This is a genomic window from Catenuloplanes niger (assembly GCF_031458255.1).
GTDB classification, from domain to species: domain Bacteria; phylum Actinomycetota; class Actinomycetes; order Mycobacteriales; family Micromonosporaceae; genus Catenuloplanes; species Catenuloplanes niger.
In genome coordinates this window covers 7,546,045-7,558,518 of the sequence record NZ_JAVDYC010000001.1, presented here as the reverse complement: position 1 = coordinate 7,558,518, position 12,474 = coordinate 7,546,045, and the positions used below count along the sequence as shown (strand labels likewise).

At 75.5% G+C, this 12,474-nt stretch carries 7 protein-coding genes; 3 read left to right on the top strand and 4 right to left on the bottom strand.

The window, feature by feature from the left end; translation table 11 throughout:
- Positions 1-34: 34 nt before the first annotated feature.
- The gene (locus tag J2S44_RS33035) at positions 35-493 is read right to left on the bottom strand and encodes a MarR family winged helix-turn-helix transcriptional regulator (protein WP_310421913.1); all 459 of its coding nucleotides are present in this window, start codon (positions 491-493) and stop codon (positions 35-37) included.
- Positions 494-556: 63 nt separating this feature from the next.
- Here J2S44_RS33035 and J2S44_RS33030 point away from each other — a divergent pair, with 63 nt between their 5' ends.
- From J2S44_RS33030 to J2S44_RS33020, 3 genes are all read left to right on the top strand, one after another.
- Positions 557-712, top strand: a complete 156-nt coding sequence (locus J2S44_RS33030; protein WP_310421908.1) for a hypothetical protein — start codon at positions 557-559, stop codon at positions 710-712.
- Positions 713-812: 100 nt separating this feature from the next.
- A complete protein-coding gene (locus J2S44_RS33025; protein WP_374727931.1) occupies positions 813-3,203 on the top strand; it encodes a phosphoketolase family protein in 2,391 nt (796 codons plus the stop codon).
- Positions 3,204-3,326: 123 nt separating this feature from the next.
- A complete protein-coding gene (locus J2S44_RS33020; protein ID WP_310421906.1) occupies positions 3,327-4,325 on the top strand; it encodes an anti-sigma factor RsbA family regulatory protein in 999 nt (332 codons plus the stop codon).
- Here the strand turns inward: J2S44_RS33020 and J2S44_RS33015 are convergent.
- The 3 genes from J2S44_RS33015 to J2S44_RS33005 all read right to left on the bottom strand — a co-directional run bounded on the left by J2S44_RS33015 (position 4,282) and on the right by J2S44_RS33005 (position 12,455).
- Positions 4,282-6,351, bottom strand: coding sequence for a protein kinase domain-containing protein (locus J2S44_RS33015; RefSeq protein WP_310421902.1), 2,070 nt, complete (start codon positions 6,349-6,351; stop codon positions 4,282-4,284). The genes J2S44_RS33020 and J2S44_RS33015 overlap by 44 nt on opposite strands.
- A 105-nt stretch (positions 6,352-6,456) precedes the next feature.
- A complete protein-coding gene (locus tag J2S44_RS33010; protein ID WP_310421899.1) occupies positions 6,457-9,291 on the bottom strand; it encodes an FtsX-like permease family protein in 2,835 nt (944 codons plus the stop codon).
- The gene (locus tag J2S44_RS33005) at positions 9,288-12,455 is read right to left on the bottom strand and encodes an FtsX-like permease family protein (protein ID WP_310421897.1); all 3,168 of its coding nucleotides are present in this window, start codon (positions 12,453-12,455) and stop codon (positions 9,288-9,290) included. The genes J2S44_RS33010 and J2S44_RS33005 overlap by 4 nt, the downstream gene beginning before the upstream one ends.
- Positions 12,456-12,474: the final 19 nt, after the last annotated feature.

Below are 12,474 nucleotides of genomic sequence, written 5' to 3'. Positions count from 1 at the left end.
CGCGCGGGTTGCCAGGAGGCCGGTTTCGCGATTGTCAGCCGTTCGGCCGAGGTGGCGGGGCGACGGCCGACGCGGCCGCGATCACGGTGGTCAGCGCGGCGTGCAGGTCCTGCAGGTCGGCGAGCGGGAGACCGAGCCGGGACACGACGGTGCCGGGGATCTTCTCCGCCTCCGCGCGCAGCGCCCGGCCGGCGTCGGTGAGCGTGACCGCGAGGCTGCGCTCGTCGTGCGGGTCCCGCTCCCGGCGGACCAGCCCGCCCGCCTCGAGGCGCTTGAGCAGCGGCGAGAGCGTGCCGGGGTCGAGCAGCAGGAGGCGGCTGAGTTCCTTGACGGACAGCGGCGAGGACTGCCACAGCGCGAGCATGACCAGGTATTGCGGGTGGGTCAGGCCCATCGGCTCCAGCAGCGGGCGGTAGACGCCGACGACCGTGCGGGACGCCACCGAGAGCGCGAAGCAGACCTGTCGTTCCAGCGCGAGTATGTCCTCAGCCACGGTGCCATCCTACCGATAGTTGGTGTACAAAGTATTGGCACACCAACGGCTTGGGAGGATCACATGCGCAACCCGGAGGACGGCGGCTGGGTCTGGCGGCAGCTCTACAAGGTCTTCGGGCCGGCCACGGTCTCCGGCGACGCGCTGCAGGGCTGCACCCAGGAGGCGCGCGACCAGTGGAAGCGCCACCTGGAGGCGCGCCGGAAGGCCACCCGGTAGGGACCAACGGCCCGGTCCGGCGGGCCCGCTTCCCCCTGCGCGATCGACCCCGATGCGGCACGCTGGTGCACGGATAGAGATCGCATGAGGGGGGTACGCGGTGACAGTGACCACCGTCGACGAGAACCTGCTGCAGACGCTTGCCGAGCCCGGCGAGGACGAGATCGCGAGCCTGGATGCCTGGTGGCGGGCGAACAACTACCTGACCGTCGGCCAGATCTACCTACGGGCGAACGCGTTGCTGCGCGAGCCGCTGACGGCCGAGCACATCAAACCGCGCCTGCTCGGGCACTGGGGCACCAGCCCGGGCCTGTCGTTCATCTACGCGCACGTGTCCCGGCTGATCCAGCGGACCGGGCAACGGGCGATCTACCTGGCCGGCCCGGGGCACGGCGGCCCGGCGCTGGTCGCGGCCGGCTACCTGGAGGGCACGTACTCCGAGGTCTACCCGAAGGTCTCGCAGGACGAGCCGGGCATGAGCCGGCTGTTCCGCCAGTTCTCCGCGCCGGGTGGCATCCCGAGCCACGTCTCCGTCACCACGCCCGGATCCATCCACGAGGGCGGCGAGCTGGGGTACGTGCTGGTGCACGCGTTCGGCTCGGTGATGGACAACCCGGACCTGCTGTCGATCGCGGTGGTCGGCGACGGCGAGGCGGAGACCGGCCCGCTGGAGGGCTCCTGGAAGGGTGTCTCGTTCATCAACCCGGCGCGGGACGGCGCGGTGCTGCCGATCCTGCACCTCAACGGCGCCAAGATCGCCGGACCGACCGTGCTGGCCCGGAAGAGCCCGCAGGAGGTGCACGCGCTGCTGGAGGGCCACGGCTACGAGGTCATCGAGGTCTCCGGCGCGGACCTGCCCGGCATGCACAAGCGGTTCGCGGCCGCGCTCGCCGACGCCTGGGGCCGGATCCGCGCGATCCAGGAGAGCGCGCGCGGCGGCGACTGGGACGGCACCCGCCCGCGCTGGCCACTGATCATCATGCGGACGCCGAAGGGCTGGACCGGCCCGGACGAGGTGGACGGCACCCAGGTCACCGGCACCTGGCGGGCGCACCAGGTGCCGCTCTCCGGCGTCCGGGAGAACCCGGACCACCTGCGGCTGCTCGAGGAGTGGATGCGCTCCTACCGCCCCGAGGAGCTCTTCGACGACCAGGGCCGGCCGACCGCGGTGGTGACGGCGCTGAACCCGGCCGGCGACCTGCGGATGAGCGCGAGCCCGCACGCGAACGGCGGCGTGCTCACCAAGGACCTCGACATCCCGGACTTCCGCGACTACGCGATCGACGTGAAGGCGCCGGCCACCGAGAAGGCGGAGTCCACCCGCAAGCTGGGTGAGCTGCTGCGCGACGTCTACCGCGCGAACGACGACCGGTTCCGGCTGTTCTGCCCGGACGAGACGAACAGCAACCGGCTCGGTGCGGTCTTCGAGGCGTCCGACCGCGGGTTCATGGAGCAGACGTTCGAGCACGACACCGCGATCAGCCGGGACGGCCGGGTGATGGAGGTGCTCTCCGAGCACAACTGCCACGGCTGGCTGGAGGGCTACAACCTGACCGGCCGGCACGGCATGTTCGCCACCTACGAGGCGTTCGCGATGGTCTCCGCGTCGCAGACCGTGCAGCACGGCAAGTGGCTGCAGGAGTCGCGGCGGCTGGACTGGCGGGCCAAGGTGCCGAGCCTGAACGTGCTGCTCACGTCCACGGCCTGGCGCAACGACCACAACGGCTTCTCGCACCAGGGACCGGGCCTGATCCAGGTGGTGCTCACCCAGCGCGGCGACATCGCCCGGGTCTACCTGCCGCCGGACGCGAACACGCTGCTCAGCGTGGCCGATCACTGCCTGCGGTCGCGGTCGTACATCAACCTGATCGTGATCGACAAGCAGCCGCAGCCGCAGTGGCTGACCATGGACGAGGCGATCGAGCACTGCACGCGCGGCGCCGGCGTCTGGGAGTGGGCCGGCACCGACGACGGCACCCGCGACCCGGACATCGTGCTGGCCTGCGCGGGCGACGTGGTGACCATGGAGACCGTGGCCGCGGCGCAGATCCTCAAGGAGCGGCTGCCGCAGCTGTCCGTGCGGGTGGTGAACGTGGTCGACCTGATGGGCCTGGTCCGGCCGAAGGACCACCCGCACGGCATGAGCGAGACCCGGTTCACGGAGCTGTTCACGGACACGGTCGACGTGGTCTTCGCGTTCCACGGCTACCCGGGCGCGATCCACCAGCTGGTCCACGGCCGGCCGGACGCGGACCGGTTCCGGGTGCGCGGCTTCGTCGAGGAGGGCACCACCACCACGCCGTTCGACATGACGGTGCGGAACCGGGCGTCGCGCTACCACCTGGTGATGGACGCGATCAACAACGCGGCCCGGCTCCCCCGCGGCGCGGCCGACCTGAAGGACTGGTGCAAGGCGAAGCTGGCCGAGCACGAGGCCTACGTGGTGGAGCACCTGGAGGACCTGCCCGAGATCCGCGACTGGTCGCTCTGAGATCCAACCCGTCCGGGGGTACGGCTGGGAAACGTACCCCCGGACGGGTTTTGTGGTTTCGCGGTTTTTGGTCACTTCCGCTGCGCTGATCGACGGTCGGCGGGCGCGGCCTAGACTGGGCGCGTGGACTCCCCCGCCCGATCCTCCCCGCCGCCGCGCACCGGTGCGGCCGCCGGGCACCGCGGGTTCTTCCACGAGGCCGCGTTCCACTCCACCCCCGCCGAACTGCTCGCGATCGTGCTGCCGTTCCTGCTGGCCGGGGTGGCCGCCGACGAGCCCACCGTGGTCGTCCTCGGCGACGAGCAGGCGGCGCTGGTCCGGGACGCGCTGCCCTCCGACGCGAAGGTCGACTTCGTGCCGGCCGACACGCTCTACACCCGGCCCGCGTCCTCGATCCGCGCGTTCCGGTCGATGCTGGCCCGCCACGTCGACGCCGGCGCCGGTCAGATCCGGGTCGCCGGCGAGGTGCCCCGCACCACGTTCGGCCCGGCGTGGAACGCCTGGGCCCGATACGAGTCGACGATCAACCACGCGCTGGACGACTTCCCGCTCTGGAGCATGTGCGTCTACGACCGGCTCCGCACGCCCGCGCACGTGCTGGCGGACGTGACCCGCACCCACCCGCGCGCCGCCGCACCCGGCGGGCACCACCTGCCGCACCCGGCCTACCTGGAGCCGGGCTCCTTCCTGCCGATCACCCGTGCCCGCCCCCACACCGGCGAGCCGCTGCCCGCGCCGCACCTGGAGCTGCACGGCCCGTCCCCGTCCGAGGCGCGGCACGCGGTCCTCGCGGCGGACCACGGCCGGCTCACACCGGACGCGCTCGACGACCTGGCCGTCGCGGTCAGCGAGACCGTGACGAACGCGCACCGGCACGGCACGCCGCCGATCACGGTCCGGTTGTGGACGCTGGCGGACCGGTTCACGGTGTCGGTGACGGACGCCGGTCGCGGGCCCACCGACCCGTTCGCGGGTCTGCTGCCGGCCGGTGACGGCGCGCGGGGCGGTCTCGGGCTGTGGGTGACGCACCAGTGCTGCGACGCGGTGACCGAGCGGCACGGGCCGGACGGCTACACGGTCACGATGACGATGAACGCAGCGCCGCCACCTTCTCCCCGGTGACGAACGCGCGGGCCAGGCCGCCACGGATCGCCGGGCCGGCGAGCGCGCACTTCGCGATGTAGTGGATCCCGATGTTGATGATCAGCAGGCCGAGCACGATCGCGGTCTCGTCGTGCAGCCAGCGCACCTGCAACCCCCAGGCGATGACGGTGAGCAGCACCGCGTAGAGCAGCATCGTCCACCACCACTGCTCGAACCCGCGCGGCAGCGGCACGCCCGGGTCCGGCACGGTGGACAGGTCGTGCGCCCGCCCGGCCGCGAACAGCCGCCGCGCCAGCAGCAGGCACAGCAGGTTCGTCAGTGCCACCGCGTACGCGCCGGCCGCGACCGACCACGCCCACAGCTGCGGCTTCCAGCCCACCGCCAGGACCGCGGTGGGCAGCGCGATGACCGCCATCGACCGGACGGCGACCTCCGTCACCCGCGGCAGCACGCCGGGGATGCCGCGCGCGGTCAGCCGGGCCATGATCGTCTGATAGAACTTCGCGCTGATCAGCCCCTGCGCGAACGCGATGATCGCGGCCGCGGACGGCGCCTTCGGCAGTCTCGGGAACTCCTTGATCACGTCGGTGATCTGCGGCACGGCCGTGCGCGCGAAGACGAACCACCAGACCACGCTCGCCACCAGCGCGAAGAAGAGCAGGTAGCCGGAGTGCCGGACCGGGCTGTGCCGGGCCTGCCGCCACTTGCGGACCTGGGTGAGCAGCTCCCGGGACGCGGGCGCGAACCGGGCGTACGCCCGGTCGGCCGCGCTCGGTGACGCCGCCGGCTCCGCCTCCGCCAGCGCGAACGCCTCGGCCAGGAAGGTCCGCAACCGCCGGTACATCGGCTCCGGACCGGGCCGGATCAGCAGCAGCCGGTGCGCCGGCCGCTCCTCGATCAGATCGTCCAGCGCGCGGCCGAGCACCGGGCTCATCTCGTAGATCGCGTCCGGCACCCGGCCGTCCCGCGGCGGGCCGCCGGAGAGGATCTCCAGCACGATGACGCCGAGCGAGTAGACGTCCGAGGTCGGCGAGTCACCCCGGTTCTTCACCTCCGGCGCGATGTAGACCGAGTCGTCGTGCTCGGCGATGCCGACCTGCCGGCTGTAGAGATGGTTGCGCCCCAGGTCGATCAGCTTCACCGCGCCGGTGCCGGTCAGGATGATGTTGCTGGGCGACAGGTCGAGGTGCGCGAACCCCTCGGCGGCGGACAGCGCGGCGATGATCTGCTCGGCGATCGCGCGGGCGAACGCGATCCGCTGCCCGGCCTGGTCCAGCTCACCCGCGGCCCGGCACCGCTCGATCCGCTCGCGCAGCGTGTCGCCGTCCTGCTTGGGCAGCACCACCCAGCGCGTGGTGGACGCCTTCGGCCGGACGATCGGGTCGGGCGCCCGGCCGTAGACGGCCGCGTAGGCCGCGGTGGCGTTCGCGACCGCGGACATGTTGCCCCACGGGAACAGCACGCACTTGAGCACCCAGCCGGGCGGGCCGGTCTCGCCCTGCTCGCGCACGGTCAGGATCAGCGACGTGGTGCCGGCCTTGAAGTACTCCATCGAGCCCACGTCCAGGTGCCGCCAGATCGCCGGCTCCGGGCGCTCCCCCGGCCGCGCCGCCCGGGTGTACCGCTCCGGTGCGTAGAGCGCGTGGATCGCGCGCTTCGCCTGCGGGTGGGCGATCAGCCGCCGGCAGGTCTCGTCGGACGCGCGCTGGCCGGCCGGGGACGGCGGATCGAACCGTCGGCGGAGCAGCTCCACGTTGACCGACATGAAGAACAACAGCCCGGCCGCGAGTTGCGCGGAGTCCCCGGCCCGCTCGGCCAGCCGGCGCCCGGCGCTCTCACACGCCTCGATGAACCCGGGGGTACGGCCGGCCAGCTCATGATCGTTGACGTGGTCCAGGATGCTGCCCAGGACCAGCGCGGCACCCCGGACGACGGTCGTCGCACGATGCGCCTCGACGTCGGCGACCGACCGGTCGTCACGCGGATCGGCGATCAGGCCGAGGAACGCGGCCGCCGCGGTTCGGGCAGTTCTCTCTGGAGGCATGCGCGCTCCCGGCAGTGGAGAGACACCGGCGTGCGCACCCTAACAGGACGTGGCAAGGCTGTCCGTCCCCTTCGGTCGCGCCCGCACCCCACGGTGTGACCCGGGTCAGCCGCCGATCCGCAGCGTCTCCGCGAGGTTGCGGTGCCGGCGGACCGCGGCCTCGACCGGCGCGACCAGCGCGGCCGCGGCCAGCAGGATCGCGGCGACCAGCGCGATCTGCCACCACGGCGGGGTCAGGACCGGGTCGGCCGCCTGGCCGGTCAGCAGGCGCAGCGCCAGGGCGTCCCGGGTCAGCCACGCCAGGCCCAGCCCGAGCGGCGGGCCGGCGATCGCGGCGGTCAGCGCCGGCGGCAGCAGTTCGCCGGCCGCGACCCAGCGGGTGTCCCGCGGGCGCAGGCCGAGCGTGCGGAGGCGGCTGAGCGTGCGCCAGCGTTCCGGCGCGTCCGCGGCGGCGCCGAGGAACAGGCCGAGCAGCGCGAACGCCAGCAGCGTGACCGCGGCGGCCCGGGCCAGCAGCAGCAGGCCGGCGGTCAGCGGGGCGGCCCGGCGGGCGTCGAGGACCTCCGCCCGCAGCACGGTGGTGCCGGTGAGGCCGGCGTCCCGGACCGCGTCGGCCGCGCCGGTGCCGGTGACCCAGACCGTGTTCGGCGCGACCGTCAGCCCCGCCGCGGTCAGCGCGGCCGCGTCCGCGACGACCAGGTCCGGGACGTCACCGACCGCCGGTGCGGTGCCGACCGCGGTCAGCGGCAGCGCGGACTGCGCCTCACGCAGCAGATCGACCCGCACGCCGACGCCGAGCACGCCGTCGGCGGACCGCACCAGCACCGGCACCGGGGCGGCCGGGGACGGCGGCGCGGCGGCGAGCCGGTCGAGCGCGCCGGCGCCCGCGATCGGGGTGTCCGCCAGGAGCCGCCGGAACGCGGCCGGGTCGACCGCGACGAGCCGGACGGTGACGGCCTGGCCGTCCGCGACCACGCGCACGCCGTCCAGCGTCTGCCCGGCCACCGCCTGCCGGACGCCGGGCGCCGCCGCGATCCGCGCGGTCACGTCCACGGTGGACCCGGCCGCGCTGGGCGACACATCCAGTCGGGCGTCCGCACCGGCCGTCCGCCAGGCACCGTCGGACAGGCCGCGCGCGGTGGTCGCGTCCAGCGTGAGCGCGAACGTGGCCAGTGCCGTACCCGCGACCATGGCCAGCAGCGGCAGCGCGCGACCGGACGTGGCCGCGGCGCGGGCGGCGCCGAAGACCGCCAGCGGCCGGCGGGAGCGCAGCGCGCGGCGCAGCGCCAGCCCGGTGCCGAGCGGCATCAGGCGCAGCAGCAGGAGCCCGGCCGCGACCGCCGCGAGCGCGGGCGCGCCGGCCGGGAGCCCGTCGTCGCCGGCCACGATGCCACGCTGGCGCAGCGAGACGAACGCGCCGGTCGCGGCCAGCACGATCGCGGCGTCCAGCGTGGCGCGGCGGATCCGCCCGGTCCGCTCGGCCCAGCGGCGCGCGGAACGGTTCGCCGGCGCCCGCCGGTTGCGAGTGGCGCGCGCCGCGGTGACCGTGCCGAACGCGGGCCCGGCGAGCGCGGCCACCAGCACCACCGGCAGCGCCCAGCCCACGGCGACGCCGGGCGCGACCAGCAGCGCGAGCGCCAGCCCGGCCGCGCCCGCGAGCAGCGCCAGCAGCCCGGCCTCGACGAGCAGTTCGAGCGTGAGATCGGGGAGCGCGGCACCCCGGCGCCGCGCCGTGACCAGCCCGGGTGCCCGGCGGCGGGCCAGCAGGTCCGCGGCCAGCAGCAGCACCAGGGCGGCGGTCATGAGCACGGCGATCAGCAGCACGGACGCCTGGGTGCCGGCGGCGTCCACCGCGCCCCGGGCGTCGCGCAGCACCGTGTCCAGCTGTGTCTCCCAGCGGATCGTCTCGCCGTACTGCCCGGAGGTCGCCGACGTGGTCTTCAGCTTGATCACGGCGGCGGCCAGCTTCTCCGCGGACGCCCAGGTGATCGTGTCGGTGCGCGGAGTGAGCCAGATCGTCTGGGTGAGCTGCCCGGCCTTGAGCGCGATCCGGGCGTCCGGCAGCGAGTCCGGGGACAGCAGCGCGCCGATCCGGACGGTTCCTGCGCCGTCCGCCCCCGGCACGGGTGCGAGCACCGACGGTGCGAGCCGCCACGCGGGATCGGCCGGGTCGACCGGCCGGAACACGCCGCTGACCAGGACGTCCCGGTCCAGCCCGGTGGCGTCGCGGACGGTGAGGCGGGCACCCGGTGCGATGCCGAGCACGGCGGCGGCCGACTCGGACAGCCCGGCCTGGACCGGCCACGGCTCGTCGACGCGGATCTCCAGCCGCCCCTCCCGCGTCGCGGCGGGCGCGGCGCCGGCGACCCAGGTGACCTCGGGGCCGCCGCCGGCCTCCGGCGAGTTCGCCAGGTACGCCAGCTGCAGCGTGCGCGGCGCGGTGCCCTCCGGCATCGTGAACACCTCGCTGAGCGCGGTCGCGATCGGCGGGTCCAGCAGCGACCGGACGTCGTCGGTCAGGCCGGCCGTGGCGAGCAGCCGCGCCGACTCGACCTCCGCGGGCAGCTCGGGCAAGCGCGTCCGGCCGCCGTTCAGGTCGTCCGGGGACCAGCCGACCTGCACCCGGACGGTCGCCGGCGGGCCGGCCCGGCGGATCGCGTCCCGGACCGCGGCGTCCGCGGTCGCCCGGAGCAGCGGCGGTACCGCGCCGGCCAGCAGCGCGGTCACCACGACCACGACCGCGACCAGCGCCAGCGGGCCGGCGTCGGCGCGCGCCCGCCCGGCGACGCTGGGCCAGTGCGGGGCCGGGCGGGCCGCGCTCAGCCGGCGCGGGCCCGGCCGGGACGACGCCGACGGCACGCCGCGCCGCGGGGACTGCGGACCCGGGTCGGACCCCACCGGCTCCGGCGCGGTCCCGGGCCGTCCCGGGGCCGGGCTCACGACGCCACCCGCAGGTGTGCCGCGTCCGCGCGCCGGGCCTGGACCGACACCACCACGGCCACGGCCAGCAGGCACGCGGTCAGCAGCGCGGCGAAGAGCCCGGCCTCGGCCGCCCACGGCCAGTACGGCAGCGCGGCCGGTACCGGCGCGCCGCCGGTGTCCGACCGCACCAGCGACGGCGCGCCCAGCACCGTGGCCAGCGCGCCGACCAGCGTCCCCGCCACGATCAGCGGCGCGAGCACGCCGGCGTGCTGGCCGAGCAGCACCCGCCGGATCTCCCGCCGGGTCATGCCCAGCCCGCGCAACCGCGCCACCTCCAGTGCCCGGAGCTGCAGGTCGCAGGTGACGTGCAGGATCACGCCGGCGAGCAGCAGCAGCGCCGCCGCGGGGACCAGCAGCCGCAGCGTGGCCGGCAGCCCGGCGCGCAGCGGCCCCGCGGTGAGCCGGGCGGTCTCACCGTCCCTGGTGAGCACCGGGCCGAGGCGCAGCGCCCCGGCCCGCTCCGCCGCGCCGGGGGCCGGATCACCCGCCCAGATCGCGTCCACCACCGGCGTCACGTCGCCGCCCTGCACGATCAACGCGCGGGACAGCCAGTCCACGTCCGCGAGCAGCGCGCCGGCACCGGGTGCGGACGGCACCGCCGGCACCACGTCCACGATCCGCACGGGCACCGGCGTGGCGCCGACCGCGACGCTGAGCGAGGTGCCCGGACCGACGCCGAGTTCGTCCGCGAACCGCTGCGAGACCGCGACCGGCACGGACCCGGCCGTGTCGAACACGGCGGCGACCAGCGTCCGGCCGGCCTCCACCGGTCCGTCCATCGACACGTCCGCGGTCACGCTGATGACCTCGCCGCGCCACGAGACGGCCGGGTTCTCCACCAGTTCCGGCATCGGGCCGGCGGAGTGGCCGGTCCACGGCGCCGCGGCCGCCCCGGTCGTGCCGGGCAGCGTGACGGAGATCGAGACCGCGTCGGACCGGCCGCCGAGCGCGCTGAGGTCGTCGAGGAGCGACTCCCAGTCCAGCCGCAGCGGCAGCACCATCGCGACCAGCGACAGCCCGTCCGTGGCGACGCAGTCCGGCAGCGGGTGCGCGGCGCCGTCGAGCGGGATCGGGTCGGCGACGCAGGGCACCCGTACGCCGGCCGCGTCCTGGAACACCAGCCGCGGCGCGACCAGGACCGGCAGCGGGGCGTCGATCGTGCCGCGCACGGTGATCGCCGCGCCGGCCGGCACCGGGCGGCCCGCGGGCACCGGCGGTGGCGCGAGCGTCGCGCCGGCACCGGCCCAGGTGCGACCGCCGTCCAGCCGCCCGCGCAGCACCTCGGCCGCGTGCGTGGTGTCCACCGCGACCAGCCGGGGCGCGTCGCCGCCGGTGCCGAGCCACTGCCCGACCGCGACCGGCCGGGTGGTGACCGCGCTGACCGTGCCGCCGGTCGCGGTCGCGACGGCCGCGCCCTGCCCGGCCGCGACCGGTGAGTCGAGCGTGACCGCCAGGTCGGTGCCGACCGCGAGCGCGGCCTGGTCGTGCTGGGATCGCTGCCAGGTCGCGTCGAAGCCGACGCCGAACGAGCCGGCCGCGCAGGCCAGCCCGACCAGCAGCCCGGCCGCGACCGCCTGCGGCCGGCGGGCCGCCTCGAACGCGGCCAGCGGGATCACGAAGCCCCGGGCCCGCCGGGCCAGCCGGTCCGCGATCGCGAGCGCGGGCGGGACCAGCCGCAGCGCGAGCGCGGCACCGGCGAGCAGCAGCAGCGAGGGCGCGAGGATCCGGACCGCGTCCTGGCCGCCGCCGGCGTCGGCCGGCTGCGACCACAGCTGCCACAGTCCGACGGCCGCGAACGCGACCAGCACCACGTCCGCTCCGGAGCGGGCCAGCGTCTCGCCCCGGGACCGCCGGTCCTTGACCTCGGCGACCGGCCGCAGCGCCAGCGAGACCAGCACCGCGGTCAGCGCGAGCGCGCCGCCGGCGACCGTGAGCAGCTGGGCCGCGGTGACGGCCGGGTGCTCGGCGAGGCCGGCGTCGCGCAGCGCGGGCAGCTGGGTCAGTGCGGCGTGCAGCGCGGACGACGCGGGCACGCCGATCGCGACGGCGAGCGCGGCGAGCAGCAGCGACTCGACGACCGCGGTCGCGGCCAGCTGCCGCCGGCTGAAGCCGAGCGCGGTCAACAGCGAGGTCTCCACGGTACGTACGCCCGCGGTCAGCCGCCCGGCCAGCGCCAGCGCGGTCGCGGTGAGCACGGTGCCGAGGATCGCGACGGACACGACCGTGGCCGTGGTGACCCGCTGCTGGAGGTCCGCGGCGGCCAGCGTGCGCGGCAGGCTCGTGGAGATCCGCTCGATCTCGACGCGGTCGCCGAGCACACCGCCGAGCCGCCGGTCCGCGGCCCGCACCCGGGTCTCGACCGCCTCGAGGTCGCGGCGGTCCGCGGCGGACAGGTCGGGTAGCGCGGTGACGTCCAGCCGGTCCAGCGAGGAGCCGCTGGCCAGCACCGCGTCCAGGCCGACCAGGAACGGGCCGTACGTGCTGAGCGGCCGCTGGAACCGGCCGTCGTTGTGGTCGGGGTCGAACCCGCTGCCGGTCAGCGGATCGCGCTCCCAGCCGGTGCCGGGCAGGGCCGCGACGATGCCGACCACGGTGACCTCGAAGCCGGCCGGGCGCTCCGGGGAGTTCTCCACGCCGAACGGCACCCGGTCGCCGATCTCCAGGCCGAGCAGCGTCGCGGTGCTCCTCAGCAGCACGGTCTCGTAGCCGGTGCCGGGCAGGCGACCGTCCAGCAGCTCGACCCGTGAGTCCAGGTCGGAGAGCGCGGAGAGGTAGCCCTGGGCCGGGAAGTCGCCGCCCTTCGGCATCGTCGGCAGCGGACGGAGCAGCGTGGACGTGCGGGTGGCGAGCGTGACCGGCAGCGGTGCCAGCGCCTCGGTCAGCACCGCGCCGCTGTCGTCCATCACCGACCGCGCGTCCCCGCCGCGGACCGTGACCGTGTACGCGGTGACGCTGATGTCGTCGACGGTGGCGCGGGCGGCCGCGGTCTCCACCGCGCGCTCGCCGGTCCGCGTGATCAGCAGCGCGCAGACGCCGAGCACCGTGACCCCGACCGTGACCACGGCGAGCAGCGCGCACAGCAGCGGCCACTGCGCTCTCGCCCGCCGCGCCAGGAAGCTCATCCGACGCCCACCTCGACGC